The following is a 17,919-nucleotide window of genomic DNA, read 5'->3' on the forward strand; positions in this document are numbered from 1 at the left end:
GCTGCCTGTGCGCTGAGGGCGGTGCCGCCGACCGCGGCGGCGCCCGCGGTCGCGCCGATTCCGATCACGACGTTCCTGCGCTTGATGGCCCGATGCTTCACATCAACTCCTGTGATTTGTGGGGCGCATGGGGCTGCCCCACGGCCACCGCATCAAGCGTCAACTAGATTGTCAACAATAATGGCCGCATTCAAAGGGCATGCTCAGGTGCGGTCCTCCGGAAGCTGCGCTTCCCGCGGTGACGCAGGTCACGCGGCTGCACCGTGGGGTCTACACGGATTGCCCACGGGTCATCCCCGGGGAGGACACGCGCCGCGTACGACTACCGCGGGCGTGGGTCCGGAGTCCGGCTCAGAGGCTTACCCGGGGGCCGCTGGCGGCGGCGACGATAGAGGAACGATCCTGCCACCCCCTGACGTGCGATGACGCACCGCCGGGCGGTCGCACCTGCCCACGACCCCGACGGGAGTCCCTTTCGCCGTGGCTACGTTCCTGTACAAACTCGGGCGGCTGTCCTTCAGGCGCCGCCGCTATGTGGCCCTGCTGTGGGTGCTGCTGCTCGGCGGGATCGGCTTCGCGTCGTCGGCCGCGCCGGCCCCGCCCGCCGACTCGTTCTCGATGCCGGGCACCGAGTCGCAGAAGGCCTTCGACCTGCTCGACAAGAAGTTCCCCGCGGCGAGCGCCGAGGGCGCGACGGCCCGCGTCGTCATCCGGGCCCCCCAGAACGAGAAGCTGACCGACCCGGCGGCCAAGAAGGACGTCGAGAACCTGGTGACCGCGCTGGGCAAGGGCCCGCAGGTCACCTCGGTCGCCGACCCGTTCAAGGCGAACGCCGTCAGCAAGGACGGCTCCACCGCCTACGCCTCCGTCACGTACAAGGTCGCCGGGACCGAGCTGACCGACGCGGCGCACGACGCCCTGACGAAGGCCACCGACGACGCCCGCGCCGAGGGCTTCACCGTGGAGATGGGCGGCGACGCCGTCGAGGCGGACCAGGAGATGGGCGGCAGCGCCGAGCTCATCGGCATCGCGATCTCCGCGGTCGTCCTGCTCGTCACCTTCGGTTCGCTGGTCGCCGCGGGCATGCCGCTGCTGACCGCCATCATCGGCGTCGGCATCGGCGTCTCCGGCATCGCGGCGCTCGGCAGCGCGCTGAACCTGTCCAGCACCACCTCCACGCTGGCGTCGATGATCGGTCTCGCCGTCGGCATCGACTACGCCCTGTTCATCGTCTCCCGCTTCCGCGCGGAGATAGCCGAGGGCAGGCAGGGCGAGGACGCGGCGGGCCGCGCGGTCGGCACGGCGGGCTCCGCGGTCGTCTTCGCCGGTCTGACGGTGGTGGTCGCCCTCTCGGGCCTGGCCGTCGTGAACATCCCGATGCTGACGAAGATGGGTCTGGCCGCGGCCGGTACCGTCGCCGTCGCCGTCCTGATCGCGCTCACCATGATCCCGGCGCTGCTCGGCTTCGCCGGCAAGAAGGCGCTGCGCCGCAAGGACCGCAAGGCCGCCGTCCCCGCGCAGGGCGCCAAGGCCGGCAAGCCGAACCTGGGCACCCGCTGGTCCCGTCTCGTCCTGCGCCGCCCGCTCGCCGTCCTGGTCGTCGGTGTCCTCGGACTCGGCGCGATCGCGGTGCCCGCCGCCAGTCTCGAACTCGGCCTGCCCGACGAAGGCACGTCGGCCCCCGACAGCACGCAGCGCAAGGCGTACGACATGCTGTCCGAGTCGTTCGGCGCGGGCTTCAACGGCCCGCTGATGATCACGGTCGACGGCAAGGACGCGGCCGGTGCGGCCAAGTCGGTGAGCGCCTCGCTCGCCAAGGTCGACGGGGTCGCCGCGGTCGCCCCGCCGCAGGTCAACAAGGCCGGGGACACCGCCATCATGTCGGTCGTCCCGAGCACGGGCCCCAGCGACCACAAGACCGAGGAACTGGTCAAGACGATCCGCGGCGAGGCCAAGGGCTGGGAGGCGGACACCTCCTCCGACGTCCTCGTCACCGGCCAGACGGCCATGACGATCGACTTCTCGCAGACCCTGAACGACGCGCTCGTGCCGTACCTCCTGCTGGTCGTCGGTCTGGCGTTCCTGCTCCTGATGCTGGTGTTCCGCTCGATCCTCGTCCCGCTGAAGGCGGCGCTCGGCTTCCTGCTGTCCGTCGCGGCGGCGCTCGGCGCCGTGGTCGCGGTCTTCCAGTGGGGCTGGCTCGCCGACATCATGGGCGTCGAACAGCCGGGTCCCATCATGTCGATGATGCCGATCTTCATGATCGGCGTGGTCTTCGGCCTGGCGATGGACTACGAGGTGTTCCTCGTGACCCGGATGCGCGAGGCGTACGTCCACGGTGCGCGGCCCGGCGAGGCCATCGTGACCGGGTTCCGGCACGGCGGCCGGGTCGTCGGCGCCGCCGCGATCATCATGATCAGCGTCTTCTCCGGCTTCATCATGGAGGACAACTCCATGATCAAGATGATGGGCTTCGGCCTGGCCATCGCGGTCCTCTTCGACGCCTTCGTGGTCCGCATGGCGATCGTGCCCGCGGTCATGGCGCTGCTCGGCAAGTCGGCCTGGTGGCTGCCCCGCTGGCTGGACAAGGTGCTGCCGAACGTCGATGTCGAGGGCGAGAAGCTGCAGCAGGACCTGTCCGCGCCCCGGCCCGTCGAGGACGAGCGCGAGCTGGAGTCCGTACGCGGCTGAGTCCGGCTCCACCCGTTGCACGCGGGCCCGCTCCGGTCACCGGGGCGGGCCCGCCGCCGTTGGCCGCCCGGTGTCGGCGGCGGCCGCGGTGAACACGCGCGCACAGGTCCGCGACCGCTGTCCGGACGTGCGCGTACAGCCGGTCGCGGTGGCATGTCCACGGACTCCCACCGCCGTGTCCTTGCCCGGCGTGACGGGAGGTGACGCGCCCCTCGGGCACCTGTGCCCCGAGAGGGCGGCGGGTCACTCCGGCTCGGTCAGCGCCCCGGACACGACGGACGCGACGATCCTGCGCACGGCCTGCGCCCGGGGGGTGCCGTCGTCGCCCGCGAACAGCAGGTGCCCCGTGCCGATGAGGGAGAGGGCCAGGGTGTCGACGTCGGCGTCGGCCGCGATCCGGCCCGACTCCCGCTCCGCGCCCAGGTACTCGACGATCATCGCGGTGGCCTGGGTGAGGACCGGGATGCCGCGCTGTCCCGCCGCACGCAGCCGGGCGCGCAGCCCGTCCCGGAACGTGATGAGGCCGACCATCGCCACGGCGACCGGGGTGAACAGATCGGTGAGCGCGCGCGTGAGGTGCCCGACGACGGAGCCGCTCCCCGCGACGGCGCGCAGGGCGTCGGCGCGCTCGGCCACCCGCCCGACGCGGTCCAGGACGAGCTCCGCAAGGAAGGCGTCGAAGTCGGCGAAGTGCCGGTGCAGCACGCCCTTGGCGCAGCCCGCCTCGGTGGTGACCGCCCGGCTGGTCAGCGCGGCCGCGCCGTCGCGCAGCAGCACCCGCTCGGCGGCGTCGAACAGCTGGCTGCGCACATCGCGTATGGCCACACCGGTGGGCACCCGTGTCTCTCCTCGAACTCGGCGGAACTGCGGCAACCGTAGACGAGTGGGCAGGTGCCCACTAGAGTGGGCGCATGCCCACTCGCGCGCAGGAACACCCGCCCGAGCCGACGAACGAGCCGCACAGGGCCAGGGACATGGCCGAGTCGTTCGGCACCGACCCCGCACGCTACGACCGGACCCGCCCGCGCTACCCCGACGCCATGGTGCGGCGCATCGCGGCCGGGGCCCCCGGGCCCGACGTCCTCGACGTCGGCTGCGGCACCGGCATCGCCTCCCGCCAGTTCCGGGCAGCGGGCTGCACCGTCCTCGGCGTCGACGTCGACGCGCGCATGGCCGCGTTCGCGAGGGAGCAGGGACTCGCCGTCGAGGTGGGCGCCTTCGAGACCTGGGACGCGGCGGGCCGCACCTTCGACGCGGTCGTCGCCGGGCAGACTTGGCACTGGATCGACCCGGCGGCGGGCGCCGCCAAGGCCGCCGCCGTGCTGCGCCCCGGCGGCCGGCTCGCGCTCTTCTGGAACGTGTTCCGTCCCGCGCCCGACCTGGCCGCCGACTTCTTCGACGCCCACCGGCACGCCCTGCCCGACGCACCCCGCAACCCCTGGGCGCGGCCCACCCTGGAGGCGTACGGGGGTGTCTTCGACAAGGTCGCGGACGGGCTGCGCGGCGCGGGCGCGTTCGGCGAACCGGAGCGCTGGCGCTTCGACTGGGAGCGCACCTACGGCCGCGACGAGTGGCTGGAGCAGATGCGCACCAGCGGGGAAGCGGGCCTGTACACGCCGGAGCAGACGGCGGACCTGCTCGCGCGGACCGGTGCGGTCATCGACGCGCGGGGCGGTTCCTTCACGATGCCGTACACCGCGACGGTGGTCACCGCGGTGCGCCCGGGCGGGAACCGACCTCAGTCGAGCGGCTGTTTGGCCCGGGGGTCGACCCCGTCGAGCACCGGATACGGGCGGGGGTAGCGGGCGCCGAGCCCGTAGGTGTCGGCCAGCAGATCGGCGAAGGCCGCCGCGATGCGCACCTCGCCGTTCGGGTTCGGGTGCGTTCCGTCCCAGGTGTGCTCGGCGGCCCGGAACTCCCGGGCGGTCTCCGCGACGACCGCCGCGTGTTCCGCGCAGACGAGCCGGATCTGCTCGTTGGTCGCCGCGACCTTCGCGGCGAACTCCGGTTCGTCCAGGGCCTTTCGGGTCTCCAGGACGGTGCCGACCGCGATGCGCAGGTCCGGTGCCGGCCGGCGGGCCCGGGTGAGGAACTCGCGCAGGTTCTCGGCGAACGCGGGCGGCTCGACGCCGTACCAGAAGAGGTCGTTGATGCCGAGCAGGACGAGCAGGTACGCGGGCTCGTACTCGGCGACCTTCGCCTCGATCTCCTCCTTCTCCTGGACGTAGGGCCGGCCCCACTGGGCGTCGTGGTCGCGGTCGAACTCCGCGTCGGCGTACGTCTCGTCGTCGTCACCCACCTCGGCGGTGCGGATGTTGTCGAGGGTCGCCTTGGGGCCGACGAGGTCGATGCTGACGTCGTGGTTCCTCAGGTGTTTCCAGAAGAAGTAGCGCCAGGTCCAGTCGCCGCTGCTGCCGTGGCTGATCGAGTCGCCGACGATCATGATGGGGATGTCGCCCTCGGGCGCCTTCTTCATGTCTTCTCCTGTGTCGAGGGACCGGGCAACCAGCCCCGGTCGGGGACGTACCGTCGGACGATGCGGGCGGGCACGCCCGCGATGACGCAGTGGTCGGGGAACTCGCCGCGCACGACCGCGCCGCCCGCGACCGTCACGTTCCGGCCGAGGCGGGTGCCGGGCAGCACGATCGCGCCCGTGCCGAGCCAGCAGCCGTCACCGATCACCACGGGCCTGTTCACCGGCGGCTGACGGCCGATGGGCTCCCGCGGGGTGTCGTAGGAGTGGTTCTGGTCGGTGACGTACACGTAAGGCGCGATGAACACGTCGTCGCCGACGGCGATCGACCGGTGCCCGACGATGTGGCTGCCCCGGCCGATCGAGCACCGGCTGCCGATCGTGACGACCGGTGCGGCGCCCAGGTCCTGGCCGGGCAGGAACCCGGCGGAGATGCTGACCTGCGCCGCCACGAGCGTCCCCGCGCCGATCTCGATGTACTCCTCACCGAAGATCGCACCCGGGGGAAAGGCGATGCACACGCCGTCACCGATCCTCGCGAACCGCAGCCGGCCGGGGCGCGCGGCCGACACCCGGCCGTACTCCTCGGCCAGAGCCCAGGCCCGCTGCACCGCCCCGCACGCGAGGCGCTGCAGCCAGTCCGCGGAACGACTCCTGACGCTCATGCCTCACGGATCTCCGTATCGATCACCGCACAAGCACGGCCTGAGGCCATGTGGGGGACGCGTAGGGAGGCAGCGGCACTCCGACGGCGTACGACCGCGCACACTCCGCCGGCCCCGCATCGCACACCCATGCGGATCACCCCCCTTCCGGTAGAGAAAGCGGAACCGGGAGTGTGGCCGCTGGCCAGGCCGGACAGTGGCATGTCGAATATCGGGATCACGTACCGAAAAAGGCAGTTGAGGAGTCGCATGAAGAGCGCACGCCTGGCCCGCAGACTGACCGAGTCACGGGCCTTCGGGGCGGTCGCCATGTCCGCCATCCTGGGGAACGCGGTGCTGCTCGGGCTGGAGACCTATCCCGGTCTGGCCGCCCGGCAGCATGCGCTCCTGGGACACCTGGAAAGCGGCTTCCTGGCGTTCTTCACCGTAGAAGTCGCCCTGCGGGCACTGGCGCACGCCAACCGGCCCAGCGAGTTCTTCCGCAATCCGTGGAACATCTTCGACGCCGTCGTGGTCCTCGGCGCGTTTCTCCCGGTACTCGGGGACAACACCACGCTGCTCCGCCTGCTGCGCCTGTTCCGCGTCCTGCGCACCGCCCGGTTCCTGCCCCAACTACGGGTCATCGTCACCGCGCTGGGAAAGAGCGCCCCCGGCACCGCGAGCTTCCTCATGGTCGGCACGCTGCTGCTGTACGTGTACGCGATGGTCGGCTGGCTCTGCTTCGCGACGACCGACCCCGCACACTACGGATCCATCGGCCGGGCGGCCGTCACCCTGTTCATCCTCATGACCCTCGACGGCCTCGGCGACGCCATCCACACCGGCCTGACCATCTCCCCCTGGTCCCTCGTCTTCTACGCCTCCTACGTCCTGCTCACCTCCTTCATCCTGGTCAACATGCTGATCGGCGTGGTCATCAACTCCATGGAGGAAGCCCGCGAAAGCGACAAGCGCGTGGCGAAGGAGCAGACGCCGCCCCCCCGGCCCGCCCCTCGCGCAGAGCGCCCACGCGGCGGACCTCCGCGAACGGATCGGCGCGGCACGCCGGGCCCTGGACTCCGCGGAACAACTCCTGCTCGACGTCCCGGCCCAGCACAGCCCCGAGAGGATCTAGGCACTCGCCCCGTCCTCGTCGTCGCGACGGCCGGCGGCCCGGGACCTGTCCGCCGCGGACGGCTCGACGGCACCTTTCGTGACGTCCTGGAGCCTCTTGCCGCTCAGCCTGACCAGGGTGTCGATGGCCTTGGCGCCGCCAGGCCGAGGACGAGGTCCCCGGCCTCGACGTCCTCGGTCCCGGCCATCGACAACGTCGTGCGCGCGCCTCGGGCCGAGTCGCCGGGCGACGTGCACCGTGACCTCTGCGTCGTCCATGGTCGTGCGGAAGCAGGAGTCGCAGGCGGCGACCACGTCCCCGAAGTCCCCGGCCGTCGGGCCCGAGGTGCTGAGCGTCCGGGCGGCGTGCGTCAGTCCGTGTACACCTCGGCGCGGTCGACGCTCACGAACGACGCCCCGGACGAGCCGTTCCGCTCGCCCGTCACCCGGACCTTCAGGGTGTGTGGGCCGAGCGGCAGGCGCGGGCTGAGGTACTGGAGCGTCTCGCCGGTGCGGATCGCGTCGTAGTAGTCGACGCGCTGCTCCGGGCCGCCGTCCACGCTGATCGCCGCGATGCCGTTGCCGGTGTCCTGCACGGACAGCAGGGCGATGCGGGTGCCCGTGAAGGTGTACGTCGCCGTGTTCCCCGCCTGGTCGCTCCAGTGGTCGTCGCTCCAGAAACACTGCGTGGCGCAGCCCGTACCGGAGTTCCACGTGCCGGTGTACGCGACGGTGCCGGCGCCGCTGGAGCGGCCGTCGTCGTTGATCCAGTAGTTGCCGGACCCCGGGTCGCCCGACGGCAGGTCCTGCGTCGCGCCCATGGCGAGCGGGACGCCGAGGTTCGGGCTGCCGTCCGCGTTCCAGCTGATCTTCTGGGCGCGCGTCGTGCGGTTGGTGTACGTGTTCGTCGACGTGGTCTTGGCGTGGTAGATCAGCCAGTCCTGCGTGCCGTCGGGGGACTTGAAGAAGGCGTGGTGCCCCGGGCCGAACACGCCGTGGTCGTCGGCGCGGGAGAAGACCGGTCCCGGGGCCGCCGTCCAGTTGCCGGGTACGAGCGGGTCGGCGCCGTCGGGCAGCGACTTCATCCACACCTGGTAGTCGGGCTTGCCCGTGTCGCAGGTCGAGTACGTCATCCACGTACGGCCGTTGCGGTTCAGGAACTCCGGGCCCTCGCGGACCTCGGGGCAGCCCCCGGCCGCGTCGATCGCGACCGCGTCGCCGGAGACGGTGTACGGGTTCGCCATCGGCGCGATGTTCAGGCCGTTGTGCTGGTACGGGTTGATGCCGCTGTAGGCGAGGTACAGCTTTCCGTCGTGCTGGAGGATGCCCGGGTCGATGGCGAAGTCATCGGCGTGGTTGGGCGGGGCCAGCTCGGCCTTGAAGTGGTACGGGCCGGCCGGGTCGTCGCGCTCGGACTCCAGGACGTACAGCCGGTGATGGTCGTCCGTGCCGTCGTCCGCGGTGTAGTAGAGGTACCAGCGCTCGCCGAAGCGGTAGAACTCCGGCGCCCAGATGTGCTGGTTGCGGGAGGCGTCGGTGTCGGTCCACACCGTGATCGGGTCGGCGTCGAGCAGCGTCCCGAGCGACGGCGAGCGCCACATCTTGATGCTGTCGCCCTGGGTGGTGGTGAGGTGGTAGTTCCCGTTCGCGTAGGCCAGGAACGGATCGGGGCCCGTGTTGAGCGGATTGCGGAAGGTGCCCGCGGCGGCGGAGGCCTCGGCGGGTCCGGCCGCCGTGGCCTGCGGTGCGCAGACCAGGCCGACGAGCAGGGTCAGAAGGGCTGCGACCAGAGCGGTACGGGGCCGGATGCGCATGAACGGCTCCTTACATCGATGTAAGTCTCACGGCTTCTGGACGGTAGGGAAGAGGTGGAGGAGTGTCAACGGGGCGTGTGTGCGGGCGTGTTGGCGCGTCCTCACTGGCCGCCGAGACCGGTGGTCGCCACGGACTTCACGATGTGCCGCTGGAAGAACACGAACACCACCACGAGCGGCAGTGCGGCCAGCACGGCCGACGCCATCGACTGCGCGTACTGGACCCCGTACGCGTCCTTCACCGAGGTGATCCCGACCGGCAGCGTCATGAGCGAGGGGTCCGAGGTCGACACGAACGGCCACAGGAAGTTGTTCCACGCCCCGATGAACACGAAGATCGCGACGGCGGCGAGCATCGGCCGGGACAGCGGCAGCAGCACCGACCAGAAGATCCGCCAGTGACCGGCCCCGTCGATGCGTGCCGCCTCCTCCAACTCCTTGGGCAGCGAGTCGAAGTGCTTCTTCAGGATGAACACCATCACCGGCGCGACCGTCTGCGGCAGGATCACCGCCGCGTACGTGTCCAGCAGGTGCAGCGTCAGCATCTGCTGGAACCAGGGCACGATCAGGATCTGCGGCGGTACGAGAACCGCCGCGACGGTGAGGACGAACAGGCCCCGGCGGCCGGCGAAGAGCGTGCGCGAGAACGCGTATCCGGCCATGGCGGAGACCAGCACCGTGAGCACGGTGACGGCCGCCGAGATGAACAGGCTGTTGAGCATCCACAGCGGCAGGTCGCCGCGCTCCCACACCGCGCTGAACCCGTCCAGGGTGAACCCGTGCTTCGGCCACACCCAGTGCAGCGGATCGCTCGCGTCCTGCTCGGACTTGAAGGCCGTCAGGACCGCCCACGCCATGGGCAGCAGCCACAACAGGGCGGCGACGGCGAGCACGGCGAGGGCGAGCACCCGGGCCGTGCGGCTCTCGCCGAGCGTCAGGTTCGTACGGGACCGGACGGGCGGCCGGGACGGCCTCAACGGGCGGATGGGGCGGCGCACTTGAGGAGTCGGCGCGGTCTTGACGGGGGCGTCGGTGGCGGTCATGGTCACTTCTCCCGGCGGCGGAGCGCCGCGAACTGGGCGGCGGAGGCGAGCAGGACGAGGGCGAAGAAGATGTAGCTGATCGCCGAGGCGTAGCCGAGCCGGTACCCGGTGAAACCGACGTCGTAGACGTACTCGACTACGGGCCGGGTCGAGTTGTTCGGGCCGCCCTTGGTGAGCAGGTACACCTGGTCGAAGACCTTCAGGGACGCCAGGACCTGCAGCACGGTGATGACCAGGGTGATGCGGTGCAGCTGCGGCAGGGTGATCGACCACATGCGCCGCCACGCGCCGGCGCCGTCGATCGCCGCGGCCTCGTACAGGTGGTCGGGGATCGACTGCAGCGCGGCCAGGTAGAGCAGGAAGTTGAAGCCGACCGTCCACCACAGGGTCGTCAGCGCGACCGCCCACATGGCCACCGACTCGTCGCTGAGCCAGGCGAGTTGGGTGAGGCCGAGCTTGTCGAGCAGGTGGTTGTACAGGCCGAGGTCGGGCTGGTACAGCCACAGCCACAGCAGACCGACCACGCCGACGGGCAGCAGGTAGGGCGCGAAGAACGCGAGGCGCCACACCCACTGGCCGGGCAGTCCGGTGTGCACGAGCAGCGCCATGCCGAGCGCCACCACGACGAGCGGCACCGTCGAGATGGCGGTGAAGAACGCGGTGTGGCCGAGGGCCCGCCACATCTCCGCGTCCCGGAACGCCTCGGTGAAGTTGTCGACGCCGACGAACGACGGGGCGTGCGCCGACAGGGCCCGGTCCGTGAGGCTCATCCACAGGCCCTGGCCCAGCGGCCACAGCATGAACAGCGCGAACAGGACGAGGAAGGGCAGCGCGAAGAGCAGCCCGGGCGACAGCAGCCGCCGCACCGCGGGCGTCCCCGGCCGGGTCGGGGCGTGGGGAGAGGACATCGTTGTGCCTCCTGGTGGGTGCGCGGCCGGTCAGGCCGGGCTGGGCTTGGCGAGGAAGGTGTTGATGCGGCGCACCATCGCGCGCGCGGCGCGGTCCGGGGCGAGACCGTCGAGCAGGGCCTGCTGGAGCACCTGTGACATGGCGTTCTGGAAGTCGGAGCCCGCGCCGGCGAACCATACGGCGGGGTCGAGCACGACCTCGGCGGCGGCCGCCTTGTAGTGCGCCTGCGGCAGCAGCGCGGCGTACTCCTTGGTGCGGGTGATCGGCTCGTACGCGGGGATGTGGCCCGCGGTCGCCCAGATCTGCCCGGCCTTGAGGAGGGCCGCGACCGTGCGGTGCGTGCGGCGGCGGTGCTCCTCGTCGGGGTGGTCGCGGTGCGGGAGGACGAACGAGTGCGAGTCGGCGTAGACGGCGGGCGTGCCGAAGACGGTCGGGAAGGGGGCCGCGCCCACGTGCTTGTCGGCGGCCCGGTACGTGCCGAGCTCCCACTCGCCCGACAGGATCATCGCGGTCTGCCCGTTGGTGAAGGAGGCGAGGCCCGCGTTGTAGTCCAGCCGCTTCGGGTTCACGCGGCCGTCGACCACCTTGGCCATGAACGCGATGACCTCGGCCATCCGGTCCAGGTCCACCTCGGCCGGACCGCCCGCGGGCAGTGTGAACGCGCCGCCCGTCTGCCGGTACAGGCCGTAGAAGAGCCGCCAGCCCTGCGCGGTGTCGGTGGCGTACCCGAAGGCGATGCCCTGCTTCCCGGACGCCTTCGCGAGCTCCTTGCCCGCCGCGAGGAACCGGTCGGGCGAGGAGAAGGCGTCCGCGTCGAGCGTGCCGTCCTTCGTGAGCAGCCCGGCCTTCTTCATCGGCTCCGGGTGGAAGAACACGATGAACGGGTGGGTGTCCAGGGGGATCGCGTACGTCTTGCCGTCGTACTGCGTGCGCGACCACACCGCGTCCGCGAAGTCCTCGCGCCGGACGCCGAATTCGGCCAGCAGGTCCATGTCCCACGGGTCGACCAGGCCGCTCGGCGCGTATCCGGCCAGGCGGGACATGTGGGCGACGGCGACGTCCGGGCCGCGGCCGCCGGCCGAGGCCATGGCGAGCTTCGTGTAGTACGGAGTGCCCCACTCCAGGACGGTGCGCTCGATGCGGGTGCCGGGCATGTCGGGCCGGGCCTTGCGCACCATGTCGTTGAGCAGGCCGCCGTCGGCCCCGCTGAACAGGTCCCACAGACGGACGGTCGACTCGTTTGCCGCCAGCGCGCTGCCGCAGCCGCTGAGCGCCCCGGCGCCGAGGGCCGTGGCCCCGGTGGCGAACGCGGCCGTCAGCGCGCGTCGCCTGGTGAGGGCGGGGCGACCGACGGGTGAGGCGGGTGTGCCGGTCATCGGGCTCCTTCCCCGGGCGCCGTCGGCACCCGGTGTTACATCGATGTACGTCACGGACAGGGCTCAGGACGGAACAGGGCTAACGCGTGCGCTCGAAGGCCGCGGGGCGCTGCTGCGCGGCCCGCAGCAGCGCGGTGTCGACCTTCGCCTCGCGGTCGAAGCGGTACACGCCGTTGCGCTCCTGGAAGACGTCCGTGAGCTGCGTGTAGCAGTAGCCGAACATGTCCGGGTCGGCGAGAAGTACGCCCGTCAGGCCGGTGAAGCGCGCCACGAACTCCTCGGCGGTGCGGGGCCGTTCGCCGTACCCCCAGGAGGCGTCGCTCTCGTTGCCCGCGGCCTCGGCCGCCGCGGCGGCGTCCCACCAGATGCCGCCGAACTCGCTGCAGAAGTACGGCTGTCCGCGGTAGGGCACGGACCAGGGGCGCCCGTCGGGTCCGGCGTTGACGTACGGCCTGCCTGCCGCGAGGCCGTTCATGATCTTGGCGAACGCGTCCGGGTCCTGCTCGTAGCAGTGCGCGTCGTAGACGTCGGTCTCCGGGACCCGGTGCGCGTAGCCGGACGCGTCGATCACCGGGCGCGTGCCGTCGGCCTGCTTCGTGGCCAGGAACATCGCCCGCGTCACGTCGTCGAGCTGGGTGATCCGGTCGTGCAAGTGCTGGTACGTCTCGTTCAGCGGGCACCAGCCGACGATCGAGGGGTGGGAGTAGTCCCGCTCCACGGCCTCCAGCCACTGCGCCACGTACGACGCGTCCGGGCGCTGGTTGTCGTCGCGGGCGCCCACCTCGCAGCCCCAGTCGCCGAACTCGCCCCACACCAGGTAGCCGAGCCGGTCCGCGTGGTACAGGTACCGCTCCTCGAAGACCTTCTGGTGCAGCCGCGCCCCGTTGAAGCCGGCGGCGAGGCCGAGTTCGATGTCGCGCACGAGGGCGGCGTCGCTCGGCGCGGTCATCAGGCCGTCCGGGTAGTAGCCCTGGTCGAGCACCAGGCGCTGGAAGACGGGCGCGCCGTTCAGGAGCAGCCTCTTGCCGTCGACGGAGACGGAGCGCAGCCCCGCGTAGGAGCGGACCCGGTCGACCGACTCGCCCGCCGCGTCGAGGACTTCGAACGTGAGGTCGTACAGGTGCGGGTCCTGCGGCGACCAGACGCGCTGCCGGTCGCCGGGCACCGCGAGGGCCAGGCGGGGGGTGAGGTCGAGGTCGGCGCGGGCCTCGGCGGCGGTGACGACGCCGTGCTCGTCCGACAGGGTCGCGCGGACCCGGTGTCCCGGCGCGTTCCCGCTCAGCGGCAGTTCCAGGAAGAACGAGCCTGAGGCCAGATCGGGCGTGACGCGGGGACGTCGCAGTGCCACGGTCTGCGGCACCGGCTCCAGCCACACCGTCTGCCAGATCCCGGTCGTGCGGGTGTAGTGGCAGTGGGTGTTGGCGTACCAGGTGGCCTGCTTGCCGCGCGCCTGCGGCCCGTGCCGGCTGTCGCGGGCCCGCACGACCAGGGTCAACTCCCGCCCGGCCGCGGCCACTTCACCGAGATCGGCGGTGAACGGGGTGAAGCCGCCGCGGTGCCGGGCCACCTCGACGCCGTCCGCCCACACGGTCGTGTCGTGGTCCACCGCCCCGAAGTGCAGCAGCACCCGGGCGTCACCCCACCCGGCGGGCACGGTCACGGTGCGGCGGTACCAGACCGCCTCCAGGAAGTCCGTCTCGCCGATCCCCGACAGCTCCGACTCCGGGCAGAACGGCACGGTGATCCGTCCGGTCAACTCGCGCTCGTTCAGGCCCCGTTCGAGGCCGGTGTCGGCGCGGTCGAGCTCGAACTGCCACTCGCCGTTGAGATTGAGCCAGGCCTCGCGGGCGAACTGCGGCCGCGGGTACTCGGGCCGCGGCAGGTCCTGGGAATGCGGGACGGGCATGGTGCTCCTTGCTCGGGGACGCAGGGGCTCACGGGCCGCGTGGCGTTCGGGGGTGCGGAGCCACGCGGTGCGGAGCCATGGCACCATGACGATTACAACGATGTAAATATCCCGGACGGCCGAGGATCCGGCCCGCAACCGATTCGTGATGCTCGATACGATCGCGGGCGGCAGACGGAAGGAAAGAACAGCGTGGCGGCCAGACCCAGGATCAAGGACGTGGCGGAGTACGCGGGGGTCTCACCCAAGACCGTCTCCAACGTCATCAACAACTTCGAGCACGTCTCGGACCGGACCCGTGCCTCGGTGCGCGAGGCCATCGAGGCCCTCGGCTACCGGGTCAACATCGCCGGCCGCCAGCTCCGCCAGGGCCGCACCGGCATGATCACCCTGGCCGTCCCCGAACTCGACGTCGCGTACTTCTCCGAACTGGCCAAGCACGTCATGACCGAGGCCGACCGGCGCGGGCAGACGGTGCTGCTGCACCAGACCGGCGGCGACCGCGAGCGGGAACTCGCCGCCCTGCACGGCTTCGACGCCCAGTTCACCGACGGCGTCATCCTCAGCCCGCTCGCCCTGCACCCCCGCGACCTCGCCACGCGCGACCGCCGGCTCCCGGTCGTCCTGCTCGGTGAACGTCCCGCCGAGGGCAGCACCGACCACGTCGCCATCGACAACGTACGGGCCGCGCGCGAGGCCACCGCCCACCTCCTCGCCCGGGGCAGGCGCCGCATCGCCGTCGTCGGCGGCACGGTGCGCGGCCGCCAGGGCACCGACCGGCTGCGCACCGACGGCTACCGGGAAGCGCTGAAGGCGGCCGGCATCCCCTTCGAGAGCGACCTGGTCGTGACGGTGGACGCCTACCACTGGCGGGACGGGGCGCGCGCCGCCGTCGCGCTCATGGACGCCGACCCGCGCCCGGACGCCCTGCTCTGCCTCAACGACCACCTGGCACTCGGCGCCCTGCGCGCCCTGCACGAGACGGGCCACCGCGTCCCCGGCGACCTGGACGTGGTCGGCTTCGACGACATCGAGGCGTCCCGGTTCAGCGTGCCGAGCCTGACCACGGTGTCCCCGGACAAGAAGGAGATCGCCCGGGCCGCCGTGGCGCTCCTGCTCGACCGCGTCGAGGACCCGGCGGCCGGCCCGCTGCAGGACCACGTCGTGGGCCACGCGTTGATGGTGCGGGAGAGCAGCGGCGGCTGAGCGCGGGCCGGGGCGGACCCGGCGTCGGGGTTCCGTCGTGAAGGCGCAGACGCCCTGTTACGGGGCCTATGGGGCGCTTTGATCTTGGCCGCGTAGCTTCGGGGACATCGCTCGCCCGCCGCCGCACCGTACGCGGCGGGACCTCGCACCCTCAGGAAGGACCGGCCCCATGTCCTTGCGCCGCGCCGCCCGCCCGCGTGCCCTGCTCATCGTCCTCGGCGCCCTGGCCGCCACCGCGATGCCGACCGTCGCGGCCTTCGCCGCCCCGCCCCACGTGTCGCCCACGGAGTCGCACAGCACGCCCCGCGAGGAGATCGAGCCTGCGGCGCACATCGTCGGGGAACTGGCCCGCAAGACGGCTCACCGGTCCACCGGCCGGCCGCTCGGCCTCGTCCCCGACCACTGCGGCCCCCAGGTCCGGCTCAAGGCCCCGCAGCACACGGGGCCGGCTCAGCCGCGGGCGATCATTGCGCGAGCGGCTGGTTGAAGCGCAGCAGATTGCCCGCCGGGTCGCGGAAGGAGCAGTCGCGCACCCCGTAGAACTGGTCCATCGGCTCCTGGACCACGTCGGCGCCCGCCTCGCTGATCCGCTTGAACGTGGCGTCGCAGTCGTCCGTCGTGAAGAGCACGCCGCGCAGCAGCCCCTTGGCGAGCAGCTCGGCCATGACCTTCCGGTCCGCCTCGGACGCGTTCGGATCGGCCAGCGGCGGCTCCAGCACGATGCTGACGTCCGGCTGCGCGGGCGAGCCGACCGTCACCCAGCGCATCCCCTCGTACCCGACGTCGTTGCGCACTTCGAGGCCCAGCACGTCGCGGTAGAAGGCGATCGCCTTGTCGTGGTCGTCGACGGCGATGAAGCACGTGGAAAGCTTGATGTCGTCCATGTGCAGCAGCCTACGACCGGGGCTCGGAGCCCGCTTCTCCGTTCCTGACAGGCCTCGTGTGGATCTTGATGATGCAGGCCGGGATGACCGCCGCCTCGTCGTGGTCGCGCGCCCGGTAGCTGCTCGGGGTCTCGCCGACCAGCTCGGTGAAGCGCGAGCTGAACGAGCCGAGCGACGTACAGCCCACCGCGAAGCAGACGTCCGTCACCGTGAGGTCGCCGCGCCGCAGCAGCGCCTTCGCCCGCTCGATGCGGCGGGTCATGAGATAGCTGTACGGCGACTCGCCGTAGGCGGCCCGGAAGCTGCGGGAGAAGTGGCCCGCGGACATCAGCGCCTCCCGCGCCAGTGCCATCACGTCGAGCGGCTCGGCGTAGTCGCGGTCCATCCGGTCGCGCGCCCGCCGCAGCCGGACGAGGTCGTCGAGCTCCTGACGTTTCACCCCACGATTTTCCCACAGCGGCCGGGCCGGGTCTCAGGCGTCGGCCACCCAGCTGCCGTGGAAGCCCAGGGGCACCCGGCCGGGCAGCTGGACACGGGCCAGCGGGCGGCCCGTGAAGTCCTGAGCGGCGAGGACGACCAGGTCCGTCGCGCCGCGGTCGGGATCATGGACGTAGCTGAGGACGTAGCCGTCGTCCTCCTCGCGCGCACCGCGCCGCGGCACGAACACCGGCTCGCTCGCCGCCGCGCCCTTCGGGAAGCGGTGGACCTGCCGGCTGCCGCGCAACATGTCGTGCTTCACCAGGCAGTTGGTGAACTTGTCGTCCGGCACCTTCCCGTCGACCGTTTCGTACGCGCGCCACATCTCGGCGGCGCTCGCCGCGTACCCGTAGCGGTGGCGGCGGGATACGAGGGATTCGTTGACGCGGGGGAACTCCTGGGGCAGGTCGTCCAGGCGGGTGCCGCGCACCCGGCCGGCCCGCAGGTCGACGACCCAGCGGTCGAGGGTGGGCGTGCCGAGCGCGGAGGGGCCGCCGTTGCCGCGTCCGGCCGCGTAGAACGGGGCCGGCATGGACGTGTACTCCACGACGACGGTCTCGCCCTGGTCGTAGGCGTTCAGGGTGTGCGAGTAGAAGACCGGGTCGATCTCGAACCAGCGCGTGGCGCCCCCGGTCCGCGGCATGACGCCCACCCGCATCGGATGACGGTCGTTCCAGAGGTAGGGGACGACGGCTCCCGCCTCGGCCGCCGCCGCGTCGAAGGTGAGGGGCACGTCCACGAGCACCACGTACTTCTCGGTCAGCGCGAAGTCGTGCATCATCGGGGCGCCCGCCAGCGGGATGCGGTGGGCGGCAACCATCCGCCCGGTCCCGTCGATCATGATGTGCCGCACGTGGTCCCAGGTCGGGTAGTACGCCACCGCGTGCAGTTCGTCGGCCGCCGCGTCGTACTTGGTGTGCGCGGTGAACGCGCCGCTCAGGGTGGAACGGAAGTCGTAGGGGCGCACCGTCGCCAGCTCGCCGTCCAGTTCGTAGGGCAGCGGTCCGCTCTCCTGCAGCGCCAGGATGCGCCCCTTGTACGGGATCACGTGCGTGTTGCAGGCGAAGTCGTCGGGCGGCGCCTCGCCCCGGTACGGCTCGCCGAGCTTCTTCGCCACCTGCGAGGAGCGCACCCACCGGTTGCGGTACCACTCGGCACGCCCGCCGCGCAGCCGCACGCCGTGCACCATGCCGTCGCCCAGCATCCAGTGGTGCGCCCGCGGGTCCTCCAGGCCGAGGGCGTTGGGTCCGGTGCGCAGATAGCGGCCGTCGAGGTCGCGGGGCACGCGGCCCGTCACCTTCAGGTCGAAGGCCGTCAACTCCTCGGTGACCGGGGCGAAGGCGCCCTCCAGGAACGGCAGCGCCCCCTCGCCGTCTGCCGCGG

At 71.6% G+C, this 17,919-nt stretch carries 15 protein-coding genes and 1 pseudogene; 5 read left to right on the top strand and 11 right to left on the bottom strand.

From position 1 onward, the window contains the following. The first annotated feature begins 480 nt into the window (after nt 1–480). Entirely contained in the window at nt 481–2,691 is a 2,211-nt protein-coding gene (locus G3I40_RS25420) for an MMPL family transporter (protein ID WP_164304440.1), read from the top strand. Between the two features lie 243 nt (nt 2,692–2,934). Here G3I40_RS25420 and G3I40_RS25425 read toward each other — a convergent pair whose 3' ends face one another. Further along, nucleotides 2,935–3,528, bottom strand: coding sequence for a TetR/AcrR family transcriptional regulator (locus G3I40_RS25425; protein WP_164304441.1), 594 nt, complete (start codon nt 3,526–3,528; stop codon nt 2,935–2,937). Nucleotides 3,529–3,665: 137 nt separating this feature from the next. On the opposite strand from G3I40_RS25425, the gene G3I40_RS25430 reads away from it, so the two are divergent. After that, nucleotides 3,666–4,493 carry a class I SAM-dependent methyltransferase gene (locus G3I40_RS25430; protein WP_164304453.1) on the top strand — a complete coding sequence of 276 codons (828 nt, stop codon included), beginning with the start codon at nt 3,666–3,668 and terminating at the stop codon, nt 4,491–4,493. Here the strand turns inward: G3I40_RS25430 and G3I40_RS25435 are convergent. Further along, complete coding sequence (locus G3I40_RS25435) at nt 4,430–5,167, bottom strand: GDSL-type esterase/lipase family protein (RefSeq protein ID WP_164304442.1); 738 nt, start codon at nt 5,165–5,167, stop codon at nt 4,430–4,432. The two genes, G3I40_RS25430 and G3I40_RS25435, sit on opposite strands and share 64 nt — an antisense overlap. Continuing rightward, complete coding sequence (locus G3I40_RS25440) at nt 5,164–5,829, bottom strand: acyltransferase (RefSeq protein ID WP_164304443.1); 666 nt, start codon at nt 5,827–5,829, stop codon at nt 5,164–5,166. Before G3I40_RS25440 ends, G3I40_RS25435 begins: the two co-directional genes overlap by 4 nt. A gap of 309 nt (nt 5,830–6,138) precedes the next feature. Between G3I40_RS25440 and G3I40_RS25445 the strand changes: the two are divergent. Then, nucleotides 6,139–6,943, top strand: a pseudogene (locus tag G3I40_RS25445) (ion transporter). Between the two features lie 349 nt (nt 6,944–7,292). On the opposite strand, the gene G3I40_RS25450 reads toward G3I40_RS25445, so the two are convergent. The 5 genes from G3I40_RS25450 to G3I40_RS25470 all read right to left on the bottom strand — a co-directional run bounded on the left by G3I40_RS25450 (nt 7,293) and on the right by G3I40_RS25470 (nt 13,969). Beyond that, a complete protein-coding gene (locus G3I40_RS25450; RefSeq protein ID WP_164304444.1) occupies nt 7,293–8,735 on the bottom strand; it encodes a glycoside hydrolase family 43 protein in 1,443 nt (480 codons plus the stop codon). Between the two features lie 101 nt (nt 8,736–8,836). Further along, the gene (locus G3I40_RS25455; RefSeq protein ID WP_164304445.1) at nt 8,837–9,778 is read right to left on the bottom strand and encodes a carbohydrate ABC transporter permease; all 942 of its coding nucleotides are present in this window, start codon (nt 9,776–9,778) and stop codon (nt 8,837–8,839) included. 2 nt (nt 9,779–9,780) lie between these two features. Next, nucleotides 9,781–10,686, bottom strand: coding sequence for a sugar ABC transporter permease (locus tag G3I40_RS25460; protein WP_164304446.1), 906 nt, complete (start codon nt 10,684–10,686; stop codon nt 9,781–9,783). A gap of 30 nt (nt 10,687–10,716) precedes the next feature. Continuing rightward, on the bottom strand, nt 10,717–12,063 hold the full coding sequence (locus G3I40_RS25465) for an extracellular solute-binding protein (RefSeq protein WP_164304447.1): 1,347 nt from the start codon (nt 12,061–12,063) through the stop codon (nt 10,717–10,719). A gap of 79 nt (nt 12,064–12,142) precedes the next feature. Next, nucleotides 12,143–13,969: a sugar-binding domain-containing protein gene (locus G3I40_RS25470; RefSeq protein WP_164304448.1), complete on the bottom strand. Its 1,827-nt coding sequence runs from the start codon at nt 13,967–13,969 to the stop codon at nt 12,143–12,145. Between the two features lie 192 nt (nt 13,970–14,161). Here G3I40_RS25470 and G3I40_RS25475 point away from each other — a divergent pair, with 192 nt between their 5' ends. Together G3I40_RS25475 and G3I40_RS25480 are read left to right on the top strand one after the other, a co-directional pair. Then, nucleotides 14,162–15,175 carry a LacI family DNA-binding transcriptional regulator gene (locus tag G3I40_RS25475; RefSeq protein ID WP_164304449.1) on the top strand — a complete coding sequence of 338 codons (1,014 nt, stop codon included), beginning with the start codon at nt 14,162–14,164 and terminating at the stop codon, nt 15,173–15,175. Nucleotides 15,176–15,344: 169 nt separating this feature from the next. Then, on the top strand, nt 15,345–15,662 hold the full coding sequence (locus G3I40_RS25480) for a hypothetical protein (RefSeq protein ID WP_164304450.1): 318 nt from the start codon (nt 15,345–15,347) through the stop codon (nt 15,660–15,662). On the opposite strand, the gene G3I40_RS25485 is transcribed toward G3I40_RS25480, so the two are convergent. The 3 genes from G3I40_RS25485 to G3I40_RS25495 form a co-directional block, all read right to left on the bottom strand. Then, entirely contained in the window at nt 15,640–16,059 is a 420-nt protein-coding gene (locus G3I40_RS25485; RefSeq protein WP_164304451.1) for a VOC family protein, read from the bottom strand. The genes G3I40_RS25480 and G3I40_RS25485 overlap by 23 nt on opposite strands. Before the next feature lie 10 nt (nt 16,060–16,069). Further along, entirely contained in the window at nt 16,070–16,444 is a 375-nt protein-coding gene (locus tag G3I40_RS25490; protein WP_164304454.1) for a helix-turn-helix transcriptional regulator, read from the bottom strand. An 87-nt stretch (nt 16,445–16,531) separates the two neighbouring features. Continuing rightward, entirely contained in the window at nt 16,532–17,896 is a 1,365-nt protein-coding gene (locus G3I40_RS25495; protein WP_203644771.1) for a carotenoid oxygenase family protein, read from the bottom strand. Nucleotides 17,897–17,919: the final 23 nt, after the last annotated feature.

The organism is Streptomyces sp. SID14478, assembly GCF_010548525.1.
Classification (GTDB): domain Bacteria; phylum Actinomycetota; class Actinomycetes; order Streptomycetales; family Streptomycetaceae; genus Streptomyces.